Source organism: Marinobacter sp. C1S70, assembly GCF_000475355.1.
Taxonomy (GTDB): Bacteria; Pseudomonadota; Gammaproteobacteria; order Pseudomonadales; family Oleiphilaceae; genus Marinobacter; species Marinobacter nauticus.
In genome coordinates this window covers 195,525-217,107 of sequence record NZ_AXBW01000073.1, presented here as the reverse complement: position 1 = coordinate 217,107, position 21,583 = coordinate 195,525, and the positions used below count along the sequence as shown (strand labels likewise).

Genomic DNA, 21,583 nt, shown 5'->3' with positions numbered 1-21,583 from the left:
CTCAGTTGAGCCCCGGTTTTGTTTATACCGCCACCTCCAGCGGTGGCACCTCCTGATGCAAGAACCACTTCTCCGTGACCACCTTGCGGGTAAACCAGTGTGAGCGCATCAAGGTGCTGGCGATGGGTTGTTTCAGCCAGTCCGGCACCTCAAAGCCGGGCTCCTGGTCCGTGGCCCGGGTTCCGAAGCGTTCGGCAATGCGTTCACCATAGCTTTGCAGCGAGAGCGCGGAATAATCCGGGGCGGCCTTGATCACATTGGCCGCCATCAGTGCCGATTCTATGGCGGGCCGAATGCCCTCGCCACTCTGGGTATAGGCCAGACCGGCCGCATCGCCAATCAGCAGCACGCCGTCATCCACCAGGGGGCGGTTGGCATGGGCATACAGCAGATAGGCGTGGCCTTTGAAGCGGCCCGGCAGGTCGGAAGGGATGCGGCCCGACTGTTTCATTTCCTCGACAAAAGCTTCCAGATGATCAGATAACCGGTGGTTGTCCTCACGGCCCAGGCCGATGTTCAGATAGCTGCCTTTCCGGAAAACCCAGGCGTAGCCCTTGAGATCCCGGCAGAACCAGAGCTCTGGCGTGTCGCCGCGGGCTTCGCAGGCGCGGGCCTGCTCTGGCGTCATCTCGAATTCCACTTCCTTGGCGGCCACCACGGTTTCATGCTTGCCCGGGCCGTCGCCCAACAGCCGTGCCACCGGGCAGAAATGGCCCCCGGCACCCACCAGCAGCGGCGCCTGCCATTGATCGTTGATCACCCAGTTGCCGTTGTTCCGGTTGATGGACTTTACCGCGGTTGCCAGTTGCTTTTCACACTCGGCACGGTCAAGCAGGTAGTCGTCGAATTCGCAGCGACGAATACCGTAGCTGACAATATCCCCGTGGTCGTTCTCCACCGCACTTTGCCCCATCATGCCGATCCGGAACCGGCGAATGGGTTGCAGTGTCCGGCCGACGGAATACTTCCCCGGATCAATGTCCAGGCTGGCCATCACTGCCGGCGTAACCCAGCCGGCGCAGGTCTTGTCCCGGGGGAAGGCTTGCTTGTCGATGATCAGTACCCGTTTGCCGGAGTCCTCCAGAGCCCGGGCCAGGGTTGAGCCGGCAGGGCCGGCCCCCACGATAATGATGTCGTAGTATTCCATCAGACCCCCTCTGGCGTGGCTGGAAACGTGTAGAGTTCCTGCCGGCTCTGGGGCAGCTGGTTATTGTCGCCGTGGGTGAACACCACCTGGAACAACTGCAAAGAACCGGCCCGGAACGCGGCGATGGAACCAGCCAGATACAGTCGCCAGGCCCGGGTGAAATGTTCGTCGTACATCTCGGTGACCTGGTCCTGGTTGGCGGTGAAATTGTCCATCCAGTGGGTCAGGGTCTGAGCGTAATGCAGCCGCAGGTTTTCCACATCCAGTACCGAGAAATCGCTGTGCTCGCAGATTTCCATGAACTCGCCAATGCTGGGCGGATAGGCGCCGGGGAAAATCCGCTTCTCGATCCAGGCGTTCATCAGCATGGGCCGGTTGCGGCCGATGCTGTGGAGCAAGGCAATACCATTCGGCTTCAGGGAGCGTTTGATCAGTTCCGACAGAGCGGGGTAATTATCCTTGCCCACGTGTTCGAGCATGCCAATAGAAACGAACGCGTCATACTGGCCCTCAATATTGCGGTAGTCGTCTTCGACATAGGTGACCAGGTTGTCCAGGCCTTGTCGCTCTGCTTCAGCCCGGGCGTAGGCCAGCTGTTCCCGTGAGATATTGTAGGAATGCACCTTCACCCCGTAATGACGGGCCATATATCGGGCCAGCCCGCCCCACCCGCAGCCGGCTTCGACCACGGTCATGCCCGGTTTCAGCCGAAGTTTGCGGCAAACGTGTTCCAGTTTGGCCAGTTGCGCCTGTTCCAGGGTGTTGTCGGCCTGCTCGTAATAGGCGCAGGTGTACTGCATTTCGGCCTCATCCAGCCACAGGTGGTAAAACGCGTTGCCCAGGTCGTAGTGGTGGTGAATGTTCTCCTTGGCCTCGGAGATGCCGGTGGCACGCGGGTTGTGGTTGCGCCACAGGGCGTCCAGCCAGCGTGGCCACTTCTGGCGGGCGGCATGGACGGCCCGGTACAGGCTCTCCATCAGATCTGGAAGATCCCCGTCGATTTCCAGTCGACCGGCGGCATACAGGTCACCAAAGGCCAGATTGGGGTTGGCCACCAGGGAGTAGAGAGCCTTGTGGTCGGTCAGGTGCAGGGTGAAGCGGGCGTCCTGAACTTCCGGTTCTATGACATCACCGTTCCAGAGCCGGAAACGAATGGGGGGAGAGCCGGCCATACGCATCAGTTTATGGATCAGCCAGCGTTCATAACTGTGGGGTTCGCGATCGGATTGACCGCGCTCCAGGGGCAGGCTGAGGACGTGGGCCCGGTGTTCTTCCTTGTCCGGGAACTCCGGTTTATGAGCGGTACTCTGTGCCATGGAATGCTCTCTCCTCTGATTCGTTATGGTCCGTGCAATCCCGAAAACTGAACTGAGAGTCGCGGCTTTTTGACTCAGTATAGAAAATGATCAGGTTTTGTCAGGTCGGCGGACTGAAGACGGAGGGGCAGAGCGGGGGGATGGGCGGAGCCGGCATTGGCCGGCTCCGCCAGAGTTGCAGGGGTATTCGGGGGTCAGTAGGTGGCGCTCATGCCGAACCATTCCGGGAAGATGACGATCAGCGCCAGCACCAGAATCTGGATCAGAATGAACGGAATAATACCCTTGTAGATATCCGTGGTTCGGACTTCCGGTGGTGCCACCCCTTTGAGGTAGAACAGCGAAAACCCGAATGGTGGTGTCAGGAAGCTGGTTTGCAGGTTCATGGCAATCAGGATGGCGAACCAGAGCATGTTGATGCCCATGGCCTCGGCCACCGGTGCCAGAATGGGCACGATGATGAAGGAAATCTCCACGAAATCGATGAAGAAGCCCAGCACCAGAATGACCACCATGGCCAGGATAATGAAGCCCCATTGTTCGCCGGGCAGCATCATCAGCCACTCTTCCAGCAGATAATCGCCACCGGTATAGCTGAAGACCATGGAGAAGGCGGTCGCGCCGATCAGGATAGCGAACACCATGGCGGTCACGCTGACGGTGTCTTTGGCGGCATCCCAGACCATTTTGAACGAGAACTGGCGGTAGATGATCGCGAGAACCACGGCACCAACACCGCCCAGTGCGGAGGATTCCGTGGGAGTGGCGATGCCGGTGAAGATGGAGCCCAGCACAATCACGATCAACGCCAGTGGCGGAATAATCGCGAGCAGGGCATCCCGGATTTCCTTGCCCCGGCTGACCGATTCATCCTGGGCCGGCATGGCCGGTGCGGTTTCCGGCTTGAAACGTGTCAGGATCAGAATGTAGACAATGTACAGGCCAATCAGTACCACGCCGGGCATGACCGCAGCCTTGAACAGATCGCCCACGGGCAGGCCAAGGACGTCACCCAGAATGATCAGGATGATCGATGGCGGCACAATCTGGCCCAGGGTGCCCGAGGCGCAGATGGTGCCGGTGGCCAGGCGCTTGTCGTACTTGTGCGCGAGCATGACCGGAAGCGAAATCAGGCCCATGGCAACCACGCTGGCGCCAACAACGCCGGTGGAGGCAGCCAGCAGGGCACCGACCAGAATGGTGGAAATGGCAAGGCCGCCGGGCAACCCGCCAAACAGCCGTCCCATGGAGGTCAGCAACTGTTCAGCCAGTCTGGTGCGCTGCAGTACCACACCCATGAAGATGAACAGAGGCACTGCCATCAACACGGTGTTCTGCATCACGCTCATGATCCGGAAGGGCATGAAGGCAAACAGATCCATGCCTTCGGCGTAGATACCGAAAAACAGTGCGACGCCGCCGAAGGTGAAGGCTACCGGGAAACCGAACATCAGCATGACCAGCGCCACGCCGAACATAATCATACCGATCATGCCAGACCTCCTGCGCTGTGCTCGCCTTCGTACCGCTTGTCACCGGCCATCACACGGATAGCGTAGGTGACCATGTTCAAACCGGCCGTTCCCATAAAGAAAGCGCTGACCGGAATCACGGATTTGATCACCCAGCGGTGCGGTAAGCTACCGGGGTCGCCGCTGCCTTCGCCCATCTGGTAGGCATCCATGGCGTAGCTGTAGCCATAGGTGGCAATCAGGTAGGCGAACGGAATAACAAAAAGAACGGCGCCAATCAGGTTAATCCAGGCTTTGCGCTTCTGGCTCCAGTTGGTATAGAAAACGTCCACACGTACATGACCATCAGTGCGCAGGGCATAGGGAATGCCAAGCAGGAAGACGACTGAATAAAGGTGCCATTCCATTTCCTGCATGGCGATGGACACATCGTTGAAAGCATAGCGTGCGACGACGTCATAGAAGACGTTGGCAGCCATCAGGATCATGGCCACACAGGCGATCCAGCCGCAAAGTTTGGAGAGCCAGGCCAGGCTCTCGTCCAGTCGGATAATCCAGCGCATCGAACTTCTTCCTCCGCATCGCGGAATTTCTGAATGTTGGAAATGAAAAAGCCGGGATCACTTGGAAGAGCGATCCCGGCTCTGATTCGTCATAAACGAATAGTTTACTCGACTTCGGCCATGGTGTTGAGGTAAGCCCGCTCCGAAATGTCAGTGTAAGCGCGGCTCTGCTCCAGATAATTGTGCTGGGATTCAATGATCTTCGCAGCCATCTCACTTTCTGCCGCGGCCTCTTTCAACAGCTTCTCGTTGGCCTCGTACATGGCCTGGAAAATGTCATCCGGGAAACGCTTGATCTGCACGTTCGGATACTCTTCCTTGATGTTCGCCCAGGCTTCGGCGTTGGCGTGCTGGGAGTGAACCAGCATGTCATAGGAAGCGGTACGCATGGCTACCCGCATGATTTCCTGAAGGTCTGCCGGCAGGCGATCCCAGACGCGTTTGTTGATCAGGAACTGCAGCTCGGTTGCCGGTTCGTGCCAGCCGGTGTAGTAGTAGTCAGCAATCTGCTGGAAACCAAGACGCAGATCCAGCGCAGGGCCTACCCACTCAACGGCATCAATCGTATTGCGCTCCAGGGCGGTGTAGAGCTCGCCCGGGGCGATGTTGGTGGGGTTAACACCCACTTCTGCGAAGACTTCGCCGGCAAACCCGGGAATACGCATTTTCAGACCCTTGAGGTCATCCAGGGATTTGATTTCCTTGCGGAACCAGCCGCCCATCTGTACGCCGGTGTTGCCGCCAGGGAACGACAGCATGTTGTGGGGCTCATACACTTCCTGCATCAGCTCCATACCGCCACCGTGGTAGAACCACGCATACTGTTCCATGGCATTCATGCCAAATGGCATGCTGGTGAAGAACAGGGTTTCCGGCACCTTGCCCTTCCAGTAATAGGAGGCGGAGTGGCCCATGTCGTACTGACCGGCCTTGACCATGTCGAATACGCCCAGCGGGGCTTTGTGCTTGTTGGCTGAGTCAATGCGGACGGTCAGTCGGCCATCAGACATCTTGTTAACGGTTTCGGCGAAGCGTTTGGTGGTATCACCAAAAATGGGGAAGTTCGGGCCCCAGGTTTCTGCCAGTCGCAGGGTGAACTTGTCTTGGGCAAGCGCCTGGGTGGCGGCAAAGGTAGTTGCCACAGCCAGCACAGCCGCGGAAAGAACAGAACGGATCTTCATTGCTCTTCTAACCTCTTGTCATTGTTGTAGTAGAGCCCGGCCCCTCGTGGGGTCCGGAACTCAAGAGTGTAGTTCAGATTAGCAACTATGGCGGGTGGGCTGCAGCAAAAAATTGCCGGACTACGACATTGGTCTAACGTTAGATGTCGTTCATTCGACCGATCTGGCTGGCCAGGAGCATGGCCTCGTGCTCCTCCAGGGATTTCAGATCCTCCAGCAGGGATTTGGCCTCGGGAATCTCGGCTTTGCCGATGAGGGCGTCGTACAGGTCCATCACCTGGTCGTGGAAATCAAAGATCTCCCGGGCAATACCGTCAAAATCCAGATCGTTATAGCGGGTATCGCAGGTGCGGTTCTTCTCGATGGGTTTATGCACGCCATAATCGTACAGGCGGGTGGTCATGGCTTTCGGGTCGGCCTGTTTCTCGTACTCGGCAACAGCCTGTTCCAGCAGTGCCTCGTGGGAACTGATGTAATCGAGCAAGGCGCTGGCGCGTTCGTTCTGATTTTTCTGGGCGGATTCGTGCAGGCACCGGGCCAGGTGGGCGTGGAGCTGGCGTGTCCAGTCAATCAGGTCTGCGAAGGTTTTGATTTCCATGGCGTCTTACTCTTGTCAGGCAATGGGTTTCAGGTTTTTTGTTGTGTTCAGTCTAGTCAAGATTTTCCGCTTTTTTCGGCACCGGGGCGTTGATCAACGTCAGACCGGTATCCGGTACGGCACGTTTCCGCCACTGCCGGAACCAGCGCAGAGCGGGTTTTTCGATACCGTAATGCAGGGCTGCCGCCAGACCAATGGCAACGGCCAGGGCCATCATCACACCAAGTTGGCCGGGTAGTCCGGCTTTGTAAGCCAGATCAATCACGCCATAACCAATGTTCTGGTGCACCAGGTACAGGGTGTATGAAATGCTGCCCAGCCAGAGCAGTCCCGGCCGGGCCAGAACGTTGAGGTAGCCGGCGACAGCCAGCCCGAAAACGCCATAACAGCCGAGCACAAAGAGGTTGAACGGTGCCTTGTAAGCGAGCAGACAGTGGCTGATGGTTAGTGTCAATAGCGCAAGATCCGCGACCGGCAAGCGATTGTGGCGGTGCCAGCGGTAGATCAGCATGCCGCTGATAAACAGGGGCGCGTAGCGGGTAAACAACAGGTCTTTGATCAGGAATTCCAGCCCGTCGGGAATGGCCTTCCACCAGATTACCGCCGCGTAGCTGGCCAGAGTCCAGGCCCAGAGTACAGGCCGCATGCGCTGCCAGCTCCCCAGCCCGTAGAACAGCAAGGCAATCCAGACGTAGAACGTGGCTTCAATAACCAGGCTCCAGTAGGCGCCATCGACATGGGGGTGGCCCAGGTATTCGTGCAGCAGGGTGATGTTCAGTAGTGCCGAGCCCGGGCTCACCATGCGGTCAGCTGGCCCCATCAGTTGAACGGCAATCCAGGTCAATACAATGCCGGCCCAGAGTGCCGGCAGCAGGCGGAAGGCCCGGGCCAGTCCGAACCAGCTGGCGCTGCGGGTGCGCTCCAGGGTCATGAAGATGACAAAGCCGCTGAGGATGAAGAACAGGTGAACCCCGTAGCGCCCGAAACCGAGGGTGTCCGGCGTGCTGAAACTGTGGCCGTAGAGTTTGTCGTAGTAGGGGAGGTAGTGGAACAGCACCACACCCAGGGCCGCGATGCCTCGAAGCGCGTCCAGTGCGGGCAGTCGGTCTTGACCATTGGGCATGAAAGCTGTGCTCCTGAAAACTCAACATTTTACCGGATCGTTTATTCTAGGCAGGTTGTGACAGTAGCGGCTAGGATCTAATCATACGGTATGCTTGCTGAGATCTGACGATCCCGTCATCAAGGCGGCTGGTCCGGTATAGTACTCGCTTGGGTGGCAGACAGGGAGCAACAGGTTTATGACGGTGGAACTGGGAATTATTGAAGGATTTTACGGCCCCCTGTGGAGCTGGTCCGAACGGCGCCAACTGGTCAATACCCTGCTTGCCCATGGTTACGGCTTCTATCTGTATGCCCCCAAGGCCGATCCTTACCTGCGTCGTCGCTGGCAGGAGCCGCACCCTCCGGAGCAGGCTGAGGCAATGGCGGACTTTGCCAGATTCTGCCGGCGTGAAGGTGTGCGGTTTGGTATTGGGCTGAGCCCGTTCGAAATCTTCAATAACTTCGATGAGGCGGCCCGGGAGGCCCTGGCGAAGAAACTGAAAATGCTGGATCGCCTCGGTATCCAGGAGCTGGCTATCCTGTTTGATGACATGCACCCGGCTACCCCGGACCTGGCCCGAACCCAGGCACAGATTGTGGACTGGGTAAAAGCCAACACCAGTGCCAGCAAGCTTAGCGTGTGCCCCACCTACTACTCCGATGATCCGGTGCTGGACCGGGTGTTCGGGCAGCGGCCGGCGGACTATCTGGAAACCCTGGGGGCGGAACTGGACCGTGAAGTGAGAATTTTCTGGACCGGGGAAGAGGTCTGTTCCCGTGAAGTCTCTCCGGGCCATCTCAAGCGTGTCAGCAAGTTGCTGGGGCGCAAGCCACTGCTCTGGGATAATTACCCGGTGAATGATGGCGACCGCATGTCCCGGCATCTGCATCTGCGTGGTTTTACCGGCCGCCCTGCCGGCAATGCCGCCTACCTTTCCGGCCACGCCATCAATCCGGCACTGCAGCCGGTGCTGACCACGATCCCGGCGATCACGCTGGCGGAATGCTACCGCCAGGGGCCGGATTACCAGTATGGTCAGGCGTTTTTGCATGCAGCGCGGGAAGTGCTTGGGCTGGAGCTTGCGGGGCAGTTGCACAGGGATTTGCTGACCCTGCAGGACACCGGGCTGGCACGCATCAGCGATGAGAAAAAGCAGGCATTGATGCACACCTACGACGCCTTTGATCACCCGGCGGCTCACGAGATCCTGCGCTGGCTGGCCGGCGACTATCAGGTGACCGACGAAATGGTGGCCACCCAGTAGGCACCTGTTTTCGGTTACTCCAGGTAGTAATCGAAGGTGGAGACCACCCGCACGGTTTTCACAGGCTGTTGTTGCTCCGACACGCCTGGTGCCTGATCCCTTGCCAGAATCTGGAACACACCCTGATTGGCCCGGCGCAGGCTGCCGAGTTTGGCCTCGGCATCCCGAGCGAACTGTTGGGCGGATTCACGGGCCGCTGCTGTGGCCTCGGCGATCATGGCCGGTTTGATATCGTTCAGGCCGTTGAACAGGTAAGTGGGGCCGCTCGGGCCGTAGTCCGAGGACAACACTACGCCGGAATCCACCAGCTCGCTGACGTTCTGTGCCGCCTGCCGGATGCGCTCGATATCGGTGCTGCGCACCATCAGGGTCTGGTTGATGATGTACTGTTGCTCGTTGTTATTGCCGGCGTAGGGATTGGCGCGGGTGTCGGTTACATCCAGGCGCTGGAGTTCAACCGCAGACTGGTCAATGGCCTGCAGTTTCAGGAACGCCATGATGGCTTCCCGGCTGCCTCGGGCTTTGTTCTGTGCTTCGTCCAGCGTGCTACCGGTGGCAACAAAGCGGATGGGCCAGAGCGCCAGGTCTGCCTGCACTTCCCGTTCGGCCATGCCCTTGACCGTTACGTAGCGATCGGCCGTGCGCAGCCCCATCAAGCCCTGGCTCAACAGGGAAGCGGCAACAATGGCGCACAGGCCGATAATCAGGGCAGAGACAACTTTCATGGCTTACTCCTTGCGGTTCGGAAAACGTCCTGATGTCTGCGCAGGTTAACGGGAACCGGGGCTGCTGGGAAGGCGCGCCTTACGCGCCACTTTGATCACTCGCAGCGGGTGCCTGGATGGCGGCTGAAGCGTTTCTGCATGGCGCTGCGCTGGCGTTCCGCATCCCGGTATTCCGGAGGCAGGGGCAGAATAAAGTAAAGGTAGTCACCCTTGTGACGGTTTGCTGCCACCGGCATCGCCTGTTCCGGGGGCGACCATTCAACCGGTGAGAGCACTGCAATGCTCAGCTCTGGTGTCCGTTGCTCAAGGACCGCAACGGTACCGAGCCGCTGTTCGCTGTGGAAGGTGCCGGTGGTGTGCAAAACCTGATGTCCGGGGTGTTCATTCAGTGCAGTCAGTATCCGCTCGGCCATGGTGTTGTCCCGCAACAGCTGGGCCTGATAGGTGCTCAGCAGGCGCCCGGCCAGTTCTGTCTGTTCTGCACCGTGGCTGCCGGCAATGGCGTCGACGAATTTGTCACGGTAGTCCGGGGTATCCAGGAAGGCCTGTGCGGGCAGGGCGGCGCGTTGCGCGTCTGGCAGGCGCTTCAGATAGTCCTTACCCTCACGGCCGACACAGCGCACGATATCCGCCGGGGCGTTAGCCGCGACAACCGGCAGCTGGTGTTCTCGGGCAAACTCCACCAGGGGCCGGTAGGAGGCTTTGTAGTTCTCCCAGGCGTCCGCGTCTTCGATCATTTCCGTTTCACCGGTTTGTCCGGCCAGGTAGGCATCCAGGGCGTCCTGGTGGTTCAGGTTGAACTGCTCCATGGACAGGATCTGCCGGGGGTTGTGCCGGTACAGCGCCTGTTGAAGGCGGGCCTGTAACAGGTGCGAGGCATGGTGGCCGTGGTATTCCCCCGTCACCACCACATCGGTGTCTGCCAGTTGCCGGGCCAGTTCTGTCACGGTGATGATCTCGCCGGTACCGGCATTGACGATGACTGCATCGTACTGGCTGACAGGCTCGGGCAGGTTTTCTGCGCGCATGGCGGTGCATCCTGTGAAGGCGACGATGGTTGCAAGTGTCAGGGCAAGGCGGGTGGCGTAAAGATTCATGTCCGATTATACGTTGCCGGAGTCAGTCGGTTTTCTGGGCGCTGCTCTCGCGCCAGTCTGGCCCGAGCCGCTCTTCCACATATTCACGAATGAACTGACGAACCTTCTGGGAGGGAGTCACGTCCTCCTGCTTGCAAAGGGCCTCGAAAATTTTCTTCTTTTCAGGGTCAATCAACAGGGTCAGCCGGGCAGTTCGGTTTTCCATGGTGTTTCTGGTTCTCAACAGGTTCAGCGAAGATGGTTACAGATGGCATGTTAATCATATTAACATTGAGTGTACAGATGATGAGCATATAATGTAACCAAATGCCTGGCCTGAGAGAGTCTGTTCATGCCCCATCGCGCCCATCTGTTTTCTCTTCGTACCGCTCACGCCGTTCGCGAGGCCTGCGTTGATGAACCCTACAGCAGCGGGCGCTTTTTCAAGGACCTGATGGCTGGCGCCACCGTTGGCATCATTGCCATTCCGCTGGCGATGGCGCTGGCGATTGCCTCCGGGGTTGCGCCGCAGTATGGCCTGTATACCGCTATCATAGCCGGTTTTCTGATTGCCCTGTTTGGCGGCAGCCGCTACAGCATTTCCGGACCAACGGCCGCTTTTGTCGTGATTCTCTATCCCATTGCCCAGAGCTATGGCCTGGGTGGCTTGCTGCTGGCTACGCTGATGTCCGGTGTGTTGCTGGTGATTATGGCGGTGATGCGCCTGGGCCGCTTTATTGAGTATATCCCCGAATCCGTCACTCTGGGATTCACCGGTGGTATTGCCGTGGTGATTGCCACCTTGCAGGTGAAGGACTTCTTCGGGCTCTCCGTAGACACTATGCCAGAGCATTACTGGGACAAGCTGGCGGTCCTGGGTCAGCAACTGCCGGCGCTGGATGAACTGAGTACGCTGGTGGCGGTGGTTACCCTGGCGGTGATGCTGCTTTGGCCAAGGCTGAGAACCCCGGTGCCGCCTCATCTGCCAGCAGTGATTGTCGGCAGTCTTCTGGCATTGTGGTTGAACGCTGGTGGCGCGGCGATTGAGACCGTGGGGTCACGCTTCAGCTACCTGCTTCCCGATGGCAGTACCGGCGCCGGCATACCGCCGTTTTTACCGGAATTCGCCTGGCCCTGGCAGCAGGCCGGGGCCGATGGGCGACCCCTCGGCCTGTCCTGGGACCTGTTCCGGGAGCTGATTCCGGCCGCCTTCGCCATCGCCATGCTGGGGGCTATCGAATCCCTGCTCTGTGCCGTGGTGCTGGATGGCATGACCGGTAAACGCCACAGTGCCAACAGCGAGCTGATGGGGCAGGGCATTGGCAATATGGTGGTGCCATTCTTTGGCGGTATCACGGCCACCGCCGCTATTGCCCGGTCCGCCGCCAATTACCGGGCCGGCGCTGAATCGCCGGTGGCTGCGATGATTCATGCGCTGGTGGTGCTGCTGGCGCTGGTCTCCCTGGCCGGCATTCTTGCCTATCTGCCCATGCCGGCCATGGCCGCGTTGCTGGTGATGGTGGCCTGGAACATGAGTGAGGCGCCGAAAGCCGTGCACCTGCTGAGAACCGCGCCTCGCAGCGACATCCTGGTTTTCCTGACCTGCTTCGGCCTGACCGTGGCCCTGGACATGGTAATTGCCATCACCACCGGGGTGTTACTGGCCGCTGTGCTGTTCATGCGTGAAATGGCACAAATGACCAGGGTGACTGACATTACCGGCAACAAACGGGTGCAGCAGGTTGGAGTGCCGGAGGGCTGGCAGGTGTTCAAGATCAATGGTCCGCTTTTTTTCGCGGCTGCTGACCGCATCTTCGGCGAGCTGGCAGACTTGTCCCAGCAGGCTGAGGGTCTGGTGTTGTACATGGACGGAGTGACCATCCTCGACGCTGGCGGCCTGGCGGCGTTGAACAAACTGATCGCCAGTTGCCGGAAAACCGGTACCCGCATTGTAATTGCCGACTTGCAGTTCCAGCCATTGAGAACCCTGGCCCGGGCCGGCGTAAAACCGGAGCCCGGCGTGAGCTATTTCTACCCGACTCTGGAGGCGGCGCTGGCTGAGTTGTCAGAGATGGACTGGCAGACCTAAAAAAACAGGCAGTTGGCATAACACGCCAGTGATCAACACAAGAACGCCTGAAGGCGGCATCATGTCAGGGGTCACCTTCCGGGACTGTTTGAACTATCCTAGGCGACAGAATCAGAAACCGGCAAACCGTTTGCCGCGGGAACGACGCTATAAGGGACCGAATGCTGCCATTTCGAATTGTTGATCGGATCAAGTTCATCGTGGAGCGCCAGCTGGTCAAGGGGGCTGGCTTTCAGTTGCTGGTGGTCGGTTGTTTTATTGCGCTGATATCGCTGATTGGCGGTCTACTGGTGGTGCTGCCTCAGGCCGGCGAGTTTGAAAGTGCCGGGCACGCCATCTGGTGGGCGTTTTTGCGTCTGACCGATCCGGGTTACCTGGGAGACGACGTGGGCACCTGGCAACGTATTGTCTCTACTCTTCTGACGATAATGGGCTACGTGGTGTTCATGGGTACCCTGGTGGCCATTCTCACCCGTTGGCTGATTGCCAAGATGGAAGATCTGGAGCGTGGCCTTACTCCGGTGACATTGAAAAACCATATCGTCGTGCTGGGCTGGACCGCCCAGACGCCGCCGCTGGTAGCGGAGTTATTTGGTTCGTCCGGACGTATGGCCCGGTTTCTGGAGAAACATGACGCCCAGAAACTGCGGCTGGTTCTTTTGGCGGAAGAGGCCAGTGTCGAGCATTTGCACGAACTGATCAGGGAGCCTGGTATTGGCCGGCGAGCCCGGGAAGTGATTCTGCGCAGCGGTTCTGCCATTCAGCCGGAAGCGTTGCATCGGGTTGCCTGCCTGGATGCGGCGGCGGTGATTGTGCCCAGCCAGGTGCATGAGGGTGGCTCGCTGGTAACCTCCGATGTTGAAACCGTGAAAGCGCTGTTGTCCATCGCCGCCCAGGCCAGGCACTACAGCGCCCAGCTACCCTTTGTGGTGGCTGAAATTCAGGACATGCGTAAACTGCCCGTTATCGAGCGGGCCTACCCCGGGGCCGTGGAAGTGGTGGCCGGTGATGCCACCATCAGCAGGTTGATGGTTCAGAACGTCATCCACCCGAACCTTTCCGAGGTCTACAACGAGTTGCTGACCGCTGGTGAAGGCAACGAGATTTTCGTGCGTGGGGGAGAAACTGCTGAAGGCCTGACTTTGGCAGAGCTGGCAAGCCAGCGGCCCAATGCCATCGTCCTGGGTTTGTTGCATCCAAACCCGAGCGGGGGCTGGCAGGTCAATCTGTTGGCAGATTCAGGCACGGTCATCCGCAACGAAGACCGGGTTGTGCTTCTGGCCCGGGATTATGAGCATACAGCGGCCGTACCAAAGGCGGCAGCATTGCCGATATTGGAGCGAAAACACAACCAGGCCCGGACAGAGCCGGTTCCGGGTGTTCACCGGGTGCTGGTGCTGGGCTGGAACCGCAGGGTGCCGACCCTCGCAGCCGAGTTTGCCAGCTATGGCCACCGGGCTTTTGAGCTGGACCTGGTGTCGGCGATTCCGTTGGATGACCGGAATCGGGAAATGCAGCGTTACGGCGTTGACCTGTCGAAAGTAAACGGTCGCCTGCTGGAAGCCGACTACATGGTGGAAGAGGACCTTCGGCGCCTTGATCCAGCCGGATACGACACAGTGATGTTGCTCAGCAGCGATCGAGTTGGCTCCGGAGAGGAAGCCGATGCCCGTGCCATGGTGGGCTATCTCCAGTTGGAAGATGTTCTGTCGGCCGCCCCCAGGCGACCGCAGGTCATAATGGAACTGAGTGACCCGGATAACCGCCATCTGTTGTATGGCCACAAGAGCGAGATGCTGATCAGCCCGATGATTCTCAGTCATGTGTTGGCTCAGGTGGCGTTACGGCGGGAACTGAGGGTGGTGCTGGATGAATTGTTCACGGAGGGTGGGGCAGAAATCCAGTTCCGGAGGCCTCACGACTACCCGTTGCCGGCCAGCGCGGATTTCCAGGTGTTGGAGAAGATTGTGGCGGAGCGCGGGGAAATTGCCCTGGGCGTTTATCGGGCCGAAGCGGATGAACGCGGGCGCCATTTGCAACTGAATCCGCCCCGGAACCAGTACCTGGATCTGCGCGATGGCGATCAGCTGTTGGTGCTTTGTCTGGGGGCTGAACGTTGAGCCGGCGTCTCTAGTCGACGGTCTCCAGCAGTGCCTGCATGATGTCGTCCATGACCACGAACCCGGAAATGTCGTTGTCACATAGCACCAGCAGGCGCTTGACCCTGTATTCGGTCATCAGTCTGGCCGCGTATTTCAGAGCCAGGTTCTCACCTACGCTGATCACCGGTTTGGCACACACATCGTAGACGTTCAGCAAATCGATGTCGCCGTCCTCCGAGATAACTGACTTGAGAATATTGGTATAGGTAATCAGCCCCCAGGCATCGTGCTCATTCTGGCGTTCGACCACCAGGGATTTGACATTGTGGCGCTTCATCAGGGAAAGCGCCTCGCGAATGGTGGCGAAGGGCGAAATCCTGATGATGTCGGTCACCATCACGTCTTTGACCAGTTTCATTATCTGCGCTCCGCTTACAGAGAGTCTTTCACGTGTTGTTCAAATTTTTCCACCTGGGCCATGTCGATGCCGCCCAGGTGTTCCAGTGGTACGGTAAAGATCATACCCTGGGAATCTTTGCCATCCGGCATGATGACTTTCTGGATGGCTTTCAGCACATCCAGCGACAGCCCCTTCTCCAGGACCATCAGCAGCACGCTCTGGCTGCCGTCGTAGGTCAGGCCGAAGAACGTTTTTTTCGCGGTATTGCTGATGCCCCGGCCGGACATCACAGTGATTCCTCCGGCACCGCAATCCCGGGCAGCATCAATACACTTCTGCTCCAGGTCTTCAGGAACGATGGCCACCAGTGCCGAGAATTTCATGGTGTCTCCTTACGTGGTTCTGCAAGATACTGGGATGCGATGGCGTAGGCCATCACTGTTACGATAGGAAAGATTGAAGCAAAGGCAATCAGCCCGAAGCCGTCGATGAGAATGCTGCGTCCGTCGATACTGCTGGCCAGGCCAATGCCCAGGGCGGTAACCAGAGGGACGGTTACTTCCGACGTGGTGACCCCACCCAGATCATAGGCCAGCGCGATGATGTAGCGGGGCGCAATCAGGGTCAGGCCGACGACCAGAATATAGCCGCCCATGATGTAGTAGTGAATGGAGTCGCCGGTGATGATCCGGTGAACGCCGATAGTGATGCCGACGGCTACCCCGACCGCCACCAGTATGCGAATGACATTGCCGTTCAGGGTTCCCCCGGCGGCTTCTTCCGCCTGTCTGCCGATGGCGATCAGCGCCGGTTCCGCCATGGTCGTGGCAAAGCCGATCATCAGTGCAAAGAGGTACACGTAAAGATAGTTGTCTCTGGCCGTCAGTTGTTCGGCCATGCTGGTACCAATCGGAAACAACCCCATCTTGAGACCGATCACAAAGGCATAAAGCCCCAGAATCACCAAGGTAAAACCAAAGATGACCTTGCGTGGATTGGGAAGTTTGCGGCGCAGTACCAGATACTGAAAGAAGAGCACCGTAATGATGATGGGCAGAACATCCCGAATCATGGTGACCAGGTCCAGCAGTGCGCCGACCACGCCGGAAGGCTTGGTTTCTCCGACATCTGGTGAGAGCGGGACACCCTCGGCTTCGGCAGAACCTGAGTACACCAACATGCCGTAAACCTGCACGGTGATCATCGGTACCATCACCGCCAATGCAACCAGCCCGAAGCCATCTATCAGCGGGTTCCGGCCACGTATCGAGGCCGCCAGTCCGATACCCAGTGCGGCAATCAGTGGCACGGTCACGACATTGGTGGTGACACCGCCGGAATCGTATGCCAGACCGACGATTTCCTCCGGTGCAAACCAGGTGACGATCACTACGATGACGTAACCGGTAATCATGAACCAGTGTAACGGGTAGCCGAAGATGGTCCGGAAAATGCCGAGGGCCACCACGAAACCCACGGACAGTGCCACCAGCACCCGGAGTGTCAGGCTGTCGATGCGCCCCTCGCTGATGGTTTGCGCCTGCTCGGCCACCGCAATCAGGGCTGGCTCGGCGATCACCGCAGAGAAGCCCATAGCAAAGCCGAAGGCCAGGAGAATGACCAGGGAACCGCGCCGGGCAAACTGATTCGACAGGCTCTTTCCGAGCGGGAAGATGCTAAGCTCGAGCCCTTGCAGAAACAGGGCAACACCGATGGCAACCACAAACAGGCCGGCAACCATGCTGAACAGGTTCTCTGGCACCTGCTGGAGAATGGCGATCTGAAAGAACGCCACCACGATCACAATGGGAAGCAGGTTCTTCAGTGCGTGCAGGAGTGAATGATTGAAGGCGCGGACGTAGAACACAGAATGCCCCTGTAGCCCGTGGGTGAGGGAGGTTGCTGATCTGGGTCAAGTGCCTGAATCATAGCACGCTGTAGTCTGTCCGAAATGACCCGCCTCAATAATAGGCCCTCAGCCTGTCGGCAGGGATTATGTGTATTCATTTAAAAAATGCCGAAAATACACCATATAAATTTCAATTATAAATTCGAAAGCACTAAAGTTACGCCCAACGTCACCACCAGCCCGGTTAATCCGGCCGGTGGCTGACTCCGGAGGCTGCTGGCAGCAGCACTCCGAACCTTTTGAACACAAACGTAGAAAGGATAGAGACCATGCCTTACGCACAAGACGTCGACCAAATCGCTTCCCTCGTGAAGCAGAACCCCACCTGGAACGCCATCAACCCGAAGCACGCGGCCCGCATGCGCGCCCAGAACAAGTTCAAGACTGGTCTGGACATCGCCAAGTACACCGCCAAGATCATGCGTGAAGACATGGCTGCTTACGATGCCGATTCTTCCAAGTACACCCAGTCCCTGGGTTGCTGGCACGGTTTCATCGGTCAGCAGAAGATGATCTCCATCAAGAAGCACTTCGGTACCACCAAGCGTCGCTACCTGTACCTGTCTGGCTGGATGGTTGCTGCCCTGCGTTCCGAGTTCGGCCCGCTGCCTGACCAGTCCATGCACGAGAAGACTGCGGTTTCTGGCCTGATCGAAGAGCTTTACACCTTCCTGCGTCAGGCTGATGCCTGGGAACTGAACCACCTGTTCCGCGCTCTGGATGAGGCCGAGAAAGCTGGTGACACCGCTAAGGCCAAGGAAATCGAGCAGCAGATCGACAACCACGAAACCCACGTTGTGCCCATCATTGCGGACATCGACGCTGGTTTCGGTAACGCCGAAGCCACCTACCTGCTGGCCAAGCAGATGATCGAAGCCGGTGCTTGCTGTATCCAGATCGAAAACCAGGTTTCTGACGAGAAGCAGTGTGGTCACCAGGACGGTAAAGTAACCGTTCCGCACGCTGACTTCCTGTCCAAGATCAACGCGGTTCGCCTGGCGTTCCTGGAACTGGGTGTGGACGACGGTGTTATCGTTGCCCGTACTGACTCCCTGGGTGCTGGCCTGACCAAGCAGATCGCGGTAACCAACGAGCCGGGTGACCTGGGCGACCAGTACAACAGCTTCCTGGACGGCGAGTACATTGATGACGCTTCCCAGATCGAGAACGGCGACGTTGTGATCAAGTCCAACGGCAAGCTGCTGAAGCCGAAGCGTCTGGCCTCTGGCCTGTTCTGCTTCAAGCCGGGTTCTGGCGAAGACCGTGTTGTTCTGGACTGCATCACCAGCCTGCAGAACGGCGCAGACATGCTGTGGATCGAAACCGAGAAGCCGCACGTTGGCCAGATTGCTGGCATGGTTAACCGCATCAAGGAAGTGGTACCCGACGCCAAGCTGGTTTACAACAACAGCCCGTCCTTCAACTGGACTCTGAACTTCCGTCAGCAGGTATTCGACGCATGGAAGGAAGAAGGCAAGGACGTTTCTGCCTACGACCGCGCCAATCTGATGAGCGCCGAGTACGACAACACCGAGCTGGGTCAGCTGGCCGACGAGTGGTGCCGTAACTTCCAGCGTGATGCGTCCCGTGAAGCCGGTGTATTCCACCACCTGATCACTCTGCCGACGTACCACACTGCGGCTCTGTCTACCGACAACCTGGCCAAAGGCTACTTCGGTGACGAAGGCATGCTGGCTTACGTTGCTGGCGTACAGCGTCAGGAAATCCGTCAGGGTATCGCTACTGTGAAGCACCAGGACATGGCCGGTTCCAACATCGGTGATGACCACAAAGAGTTCTTCGCTGGTGAAGCGGCTCTGAAGGCCGGTGGTAAAGACAACACCATGAACCAGTTCGGTTAATCGACCGGTTCAGGTTGTCCGGCAGGCACCCGCAGGTGCCTGCCAGCTACCAGAAACCCCGCATGGCTATCGCCCTGCGGGGTTTTGTTTTTTTCCAATGGCAGGTCATCAGTCTGGCTAGCACCAAGGCGATCTGGGAGACTTGTGCAAGGTGATGCAGGGAACCTGGAGATATTATGGTGGCTGACCAATGGATTGTTTTTACCGTTCTGCTCGTCACCCTGGCAGCGTTTATCTGGAACCGGTTGCGGTTTGATGTTGTCGCCATGCTGGCGCTGCTGGCGGTTGCCATTGCGGGACTGGTGCCGGTTGACAGTGTATTCGCCGGTTTCGGGCACCCGGCCGTGATTACGGTGGCGGCGGTGCTGGTTATCAGTCAGGGGCTGGTTAACGGTGGTGTGGTAGACGAGGTGGCGCGGCTGCTGGCCCGGGCAGGGAACAATGCCGTGCTTCAGGTGCTGACCCTGACTCTCGTGGTGGCCGTGTGTTCGGCATTTATCAACAATGTGGGGGCACTGGCGCTTCTGATGCCGGTCGCCATCTGGATGTCCCGGGAAGCCGGGCGGTCGCCTTCACTGCTGCTCATGCCTCTGGCGTTCGGGTCGCTACTGGGCGGCACCATTACGCTGATCGGTACCCCGCCCAACATCATCATTGCCAGCTATCGAGAGGCGGGCACCTTCGGGCTATTTGACTTTGCGCCCGTGGGGCTGGCAATTAGCCTGGCGGGTATCGTCTTTATCGGATTGATCGGCTGGCGTCTGACACCGAAACGGGAGGACCCGGCCGCCGGCGAGAAACTGTTCAGCGTGGGCGATTACCTGACGGAGCTGAAACTGACCGAAGGTTCTGACTATGCCGGTAGCACCCTGCACAACCTGCTGACGGCCGGAGACAGCCAGAACAATCTGGTGGTCTTGTCGTTGATCCGCGATGACAAAACAACGCCGGCACCCTCAACCTTTACCATTCTGCGTGAAAATGATGTCCTGCTGGTGGAAGCCGATACTGAGAGTCTGGGCGAGTTTCTGGAGATCACCGGTCTGACGTTGGCTTCGGGCGCGCCGAACGAGGAAGTAGAGAAGGATGGCACCGGGGGCAAAGGGCGTCGGCAACAGGCGGAGGATGAGCTGGTTGCTGGCGATGCCCGCTTGATCGAGGCGGTTGTGACTCCCGGTTCACAGCTGGTCGGCCGTACCGCAAACCGTCTGAATCTTCGGGAGCGCTACAGTGTCAACGTCGTGGCCGTCGCCCGGCAGGGCCACCGTCTCAAACAGCGGCTGGCGGATATCCGTTTTCGTTCCGGTGATATCCTGCTGGTGCAGGGCTTCGAGGAGACTCTTCCGGCTAATCTGAGGACGCTGGGCTGTCTGCCGCTGGCTGAGCGGGGGCTGGCGTTTGGCCGGGAGAAACGCCTCGGACTGGCCGGTGGGCTGTTTGCCGTTGCCATCCTCGTTATTGTCGCCGGCTGGGTGACGCCTCCCGTTGCGCTGGTGGCGTGTGCGGTCGCCATGGTGCTGGCCGGACTGCTGGAAGCCAGTGATGCCTACAAGGCCATCGACTGGTCGGTGGTGGTATTGCTGGCGGCGATGATTCCGGTGGGGCAGGCCCTGGAGACCACCGGCGGCGCCGATCTTATCGCCCGTCAGATTCTGGCCATCGGTGAGGGACAGGCGCCCTGGCTGGTGCTGTCGATTATTCTGATTGGCACCATGTTGTTATCCAATGTGGTGAACAATGCCGCGGCGGCCATTCTGGTCGCACCTATTGCCCTGGGCGTTGCTGGTCAATTGGGGCTGTCTTCGGATGCAACGCTGATGGCCGTCGCCATTGGCGCATCCTGCGCGTTTCTGACCCCGATAGGGCATCAATCCAATGCGCTGGTCATGGAACCCGCGGGTTACCGGTTCGGCGATTATTGGCGCCTGGGGTTGCCACTGTCTGTGGTGGTCACCGCCACGGCGGTGCCGGTTATTCTTTGGGTATGGGGCTGACTGGAGCTCAGGCTTCCGGCTCACCCAGCAGACCACTGAAAACGGTTTCCACCAGTATCGGTGCAACCTCGGCCAGCGGAAGGCGCTCAGGTTTGGCCAGCCAGTCGAAAAACAGTCCCAGCATCTGGGTATGCACCAGATAGCCCGCCAGTTCCGGGCTCAGGCCCGGACGCAGTTTTTTCGCGTTTTCAGGACTGCGGAAAATGTCGGTCACAAAGGCAATTCCCTCTTCCGCGAGCTCCCGGTGTTTGTTCAGCGCCTGATCAGATTCGTTGCGGTGGAAGAGGATGTAGTACACCCGGAAGTACTGTTCGTCTTCGGCCAGCTTGCTGAGAGCGATAACGCAGAGATGCTTCAGGTTGGTCAGGCTGTCCTGGCTGATGGCCGCTTCATCGAGCATTTCGCCGAGCGGCGCGCGAACCCGCTCCAGCATGGCATCCAGGATGTCCTGCTTGTTGCGGAAGTGCCAGTAGACCGCGCCCCGGGTTACACCGGCGGTACGGGCAATTTCTTCCAGCGATGCCCGGGCAACGCCTTTCTCCATGAACATGCTCTCGGCGGCATCGAGCAGGGATTCGCGGGTGGCTTCCGCCTCGGCTTTTGTCTTTCTCGCCATGATGAAGTCTTCCGGTGGTGTGTTGCGCCGGCTTTGTCCCGGCCCGTCAGGGTATGAACCGCTTGCGGGAACTACGTAAGTATACCTGAAGACAGTTTACATACATACACGGATGAATGTATCTTGCCTGATCTTACCGATTGCCACTCCGGGCTGGCTGGCCC

General features: G+C 58.6%; 19 protein-coding genes. 5 read left to right on the top strand and 14 right to left on the bottom strand.

Annotated features, from left to right (window positions below; translation table 11 throughout):
- Positions 1 to 22 precede the first annotated feature (22 nt).
- The 7 genes from Q669_RS16415 to Q669_RS16385 all read right to left on the bottom strand — a co-directional run bounded on the left by Q669_RS16415 (position 23) and on the right by Q669_RS16385 (position 7,400).
- Positions 23 to 1,147, bottom strand: a complete 1,125-nt coding sequence (locus Q669_RS16415) for an NAD(P)/FAD-dependent oxidoreductase (RefSeq protein ID WP_022993120.1) — start codon at positions 1,145 to 1,147, stop codon at positions 23 to 25.
- Positions 1,147 to 2,463: an SAM-dependent methyltransferase gene (locus tag Q669_RS16410; RefSeq protein WP_022993119.1), complete on the bottom strand. Its 1,317-nt coding sequence runs from the start codon at positions 2,461 to 2,463 to the stop codon at positions 1,147 to 1,149. The genes Q669_RS16415 and Q669_RS16410 overlap by 1 nt, the downstream gene beginning before the upstream one ends.
- A 194-nt stretch (positions 2,464 to 2,657) precedes the next feature.
- Positions 2,658 to 3,956, bottom strand: coding sequence for a TRAP transporter large permease (locus Q669_RS16405; RefSeq protein ID WP_011786891.1), 1,299 nt, complete (start codon positions 3,954 to 3,956; stop codon positions 2,658 to 2,660).
- Positions 3,953 to 4,498: a TRAP transporter small permease subunit gene (locus tag Q669_RS16400; protein ID WP_022993118.1), complete on the bottom strand. Its 546-nt coding sequence runs from the start codon at positions 4,496 to 4,498 to the stop codon at positions 3,953 to 3,955. Before Q669_RS16400 ends, Q669_RS16405 begins: the two co-directional genes overlap by 4 nt.
- A 104-nt stretch (positions 4,499 to 4,602) precedes the next feature.
- Entirely contained in the window at positions 4,603 to 5,679 is a 1,077-nt protein-coding gene (locus tag Q669_RS16395; RefSeq protein ID WP_011786889.1) for a TRAP transporter substrate-binding protein, read from the bottom strand.
- A gap of 139 nt (positions 5,680 to 5,818) precedes the next feature.
- Positions 5,819 to 6,277 carry a hypothetical protein gene (locus Q669_RS16390; protein WP_014422754.1) on the bottom strand — a complete coding sequence of 153 codons (459 nt, stop codon included), beginning with the start codon at positions 6,275 to 6,277 and terminating at the stop codon, positions 5,819 to 5,821.
- A 52-nt stretch (positions 6,278 to 6,329) separates the two neighbouring features.
- Positions 6,330 to 7,400 carry an acyltransferase family protein gene (locus Q669_RS16385; RefSeq protein ID WP_022993117.1) on the bottom strand — a complete coding sequence of 357 codons (1,071 nt, stop codon included), beginning with the start codon at positions 7,398 to 7,400 and terminating at the stop codon, positions 6,330 to 6,332.
- A 178-nt stretch (positions 7,401 to 7,578) separates the two neighbouring features.
- Here Q669_RS16385 and Q669_RS16380 point away from each other — a divergent pair, with 178 nt between their 5' ends.
- Positions 7,579 to 8,646, top strand: coding sequence for a beta-N-acetylglucosaminidase domain-containing protein (locus tag Q669_RS16380; RefSeq protein WP_022993116.1), 1,068 nt, complete (start codon positions 7,579 to 7,581; stop codon positions 8,644 to 8,646).
- A gap of 14 nt (positions 8,647 to 8,660) precedes the next feature.
- Here the strand turns inward: Q669_RS16380 and Q669_RS16375 are convergent, their stop codons facing one another.
- The 3 genes from Q669_RS16375 to Q669_RS16365 all read right to left on the bottom strand — a co-directional run bounded on the left by Q669_RS16375 (position 8,661) and on the right by Q669_RS16365 (position 10,673).
- Complete coding sequence (locus Q669_RS16375; RefSeq protein ID WP_022993115.1) at positions 8,661 to 9,371, bottom strand: SIMPL domain-containing protein; 711 nt, start codon at positions 9,369 to 9,371, stop codon at positions 8,661 to 8,663.
- Between the two features lie 95 nt (positions 9,372 to 9,466).
- Positions 9,467 to 10,399, bottom strand: a complete 933-nt coding sequence (locus Q669_RS16370; protein WP_036149925.1) for a ChaN family lipoprotein — start codon at positions 10,397 to 10,399, stop codon at positions 9,467 to 9,469.
- A 91-nt stretch (positions 10,400 to 10,490) separates the two neighbouring features.
- Positions 10,491 to 10,673, bottom strand: coding sequence for a hypothetical protein (locus Q669_RS16365; protein ID WP_022993113.1), 183 nt, complete (start codon positions 10,671 to 10,673; stop codon positions 10,491 to 10,493).
- A 126-nt stretch (positions 10,674 to 10,799) separates the two neighbouring features.
- Here Q669_RS16365 and dauA point away from each other — a divergent pair, with 126 nt between their 5' ends.
- Together dauA and Q669_RS16355 are read left to right on the top strand one after the other, a co-directional pair.
- Entirely contained in the window at positions 10,800 to 12,536 is a 1,737-nt protein-coding gene (gene dauA, locus Q669_RS16360; protein ID WP_022993112.1) for a C4-dicarboxylic acid transporter DauA, read from the top strand.
- Between the two features lie 161 nt (positions 12,537 to 12,697).
- On the top strand, positions 12,698 to 14,656 hold the full coding sequence (locus Q669_RS16355) for a CASTOR/POLLUX-related putative ion channel (protein WP_022993111.1): 1,959 nt from the start codon (positions 12,698 to 12,700) through the stop codon (positions 14,654 to 14,656).
- A gap of 10 nt (positions 14,657 to 14,666) precedes the next feature.
- Here Q669_RS16355 and Q669_RS16350 read toward each other — a convergent pair whose 3' ends face one another.
- From Q669_RS16350 to Q669_RS16340, 3 genes are read right to left on the bottom strand one after another with little or no spacing between them, the layout of a single operon-like run.
- Positions 14,667 to 15,056, bottom strand: coding sequence for a CBS domain-containing protein (locus Q669_RS16350; RefSeq protein WP_022993110.1), 390 nt, complete (start codon positions 15,054 to 15,056; stop codon positions 14,667 to 14,669).
- Positions 15,057 to 15,070: 14 nt separating this feature from the next.
- On the bottom strand, positions 15,071 to 15,421 hold the full coding sequence (locus Q669_RS16345; protein ID WP_022993109.1) for a P-II family nitrogen regulator: 351 nt from the start codon (positions 15,419 to 15,421) through the stop codon (positions 15,071 to 15,073).
- Positions 15,418 to 16,905: a DUF1538 domain-containing protein gene (locus tag Q669_RS16340; RefSeq protein WP_022993108.1), complete on the bottom strand. Its 1,488-nt coding sequence runs from the start codon at positions 16,903 to 16,905 to the stop codon at positions 15,418 to 15,420. The genes Q669_RS16345 and Q669_RS16340 overlap by 4 nt, the downstream gene beginning before the upstream one ends.
- Before the next feature lie 311 nt (positions 16,906 to 17,216).
- Between Q669_RS16340 and Q669_RS16335 the strand changes: the two genes are divergently transcribed.
- Positions 17,217 to 18,809, top strand: a complete 1,593-nt coding sequence (locus tag Q669_RS16335) for an isocitrate lyase (protein WP_022993107.1) — start codon at positions 17,217 to 17,219, stop codon at positions 18,807 to 18,809.
- Between the two features lie 176 nt (positions 18,810 to 18,985).
- On the top strand, positions 18,986 to 20,803 hold the full coding sequence (locus Q669_RS16330) for an SLC13 family permease (protein WP_022993106.1): 1,818 nt from the start codon (positions 18,986 to 18,988) through the stop codon (positions 20,801 to 20,803).
- Positions 20,804 to 20,810: 7 nt separating this feature from the next.
- Here the strand turns inward: Q669_RS16330 and Q669_RS16325 are convergent, their stop codons facing one another.
- On the bottom strand, positions 20,811 to 21,419 hold the full coding sequence (locus Q669_RS16325; RefSeq protein WP_014422725.1) for a TetR family transcriptional regulator: 609 nt from the start codon (positions 21,417 to 21,419) through the stop codon (positions 20,811 to 20,813).
- Positions 21,420 to 21,583 lie beyond the last annotated feature (164 nt).

Excerpts from the sequence above, each read along its gene's own strand:
- Q669_RS16415 (WP_022993120.1), bottom strand. The coding sequence starts at position 1,147 with ATGGAATACTACGACATCATTATCGTGGGGGCCGGCCCTGCCGGCTCA.
- Q669_RS16410 (WP_022993119.1), bottom strand. The coding sequence starts at position 2,463 with ATGGCACAGAGTACCGCTCATAAACCGGAGTTCCCGGACAAGGAAGAA.
- Q669_RS16405 (WP_011786891.1), bottom strand. The coding sequence starts at position 3,956 with ATGATCGGTATGATTATGTTCGGCGTGGCGCTGGTCATGCTGATGTTC.
- Q669_RS16400 (WP_022993118.1), bottom strand. The coding sequence starts at position 4,498 with ATGCGCTGGATTATCCGACTGGACGAGAGCCTGGCCTGGCTCTCCAAA.
- Q669_RS16395 (WP_011786889.1), bottom strand. The coding sequence starts at position 5,679 with ATGAAGATCCGTTCTGTTCTTTCCGCGGCTGTGCTGGCTGTGGCAACT.
- Q669_RS16390 (WP_014422754.1), bottom strand. The coding sequence starts at position 6,277 with ATGGAAATCAAAACCTTCGCAGACCTGATTGACTGGACACGCCAGCTC.
- Q669_RS16385 (WP_022993117.1), bottom strand. The coding sequence starts at position 7,400 with ATGCCCAATGGTCAAGACCGACTGCCCGCACTGGACGCGCTTCGAGGC.
- Q669_RS16380 (WP_022993116.1), top strand. The coding sequence starts at position 7,579 with ATGACGGTGGAACTGGGAATTATTGAAGGATTTTACGGCCCCCTGTGG.
- Q669_RS16375 (WP_022993115.1), bottom strand. The coding sequence starts at position 9,371 with ATGAAAGTTGTCTCTGCCCTGATTATCGGCCTGTGCGCCATTGTTGCC.
- Q669_RS16370 (WP_036149925.1), bottom strand. The coding sequence starts at position 10,399 with ATGCGCGCAGAAAACCTGCCCGAGCCTGTCAGCCAGTACGATGCAGTC.
- Q669_RS16365 (WP_022993113.1), bottom strand. The coding sequence starts at position 10,673 with ATGGAAAACCGAACTGCCCGGCTGACCCTGTTGATTGACCCTGAAAAG.
- dauA (WP_022993112.1), top strand. The coding sequence starts at position 10,800 with ATGCCCCATCGCGCCCATCTGTTTTCTCTTCGTACCGCTCACGCCGTT.
- Q669_RS16355 (WP_022993111.1), top strand. The coding sequence starts at position 12,698 with ATGCTGCCATTTCGAATTGTTGATCGGATCAAGTTCATCGTGGAGCGC.
- Q669_RS16350 (WP_022993110.1), bottom strand. The coding sequence starts at position 15,056 with ATGAAACTGGTCAAAGACGTGATGGTGACCGACATCATCAGGATTTCG.
- Q669_RS16345 (WP_022993109.1), bottom strand. The coding sequence starts at position 15,421 with ATGAAATTCTCGGCACTGGTGGCCATCGTTCCTGAAGACCTGGAGCAG.
- Q669_RS16335 (WP_022993107.1), top strand. The coding sequence starts at position 17,217 with ATGCCTTACGCACAAGACGTCGACCAAATCGCTTCCCTCGTGAAGCAG.
- Q669_RS16330 (WP_022993106.1), top strand. The coding sequence starts at position 18,986 with ATGGTGGCTGACCAATGGATTGTTTTTACCGTTCTGCTCGTCACCCTG.
- Q669_RS16325 (WP_014422725.1), bottom strand. The coding sequence starts at position 21,419 with ATGGCGAGAAAGACAAAAGCCGAGGCGGAAGCCACCCGCGAATCCCTG.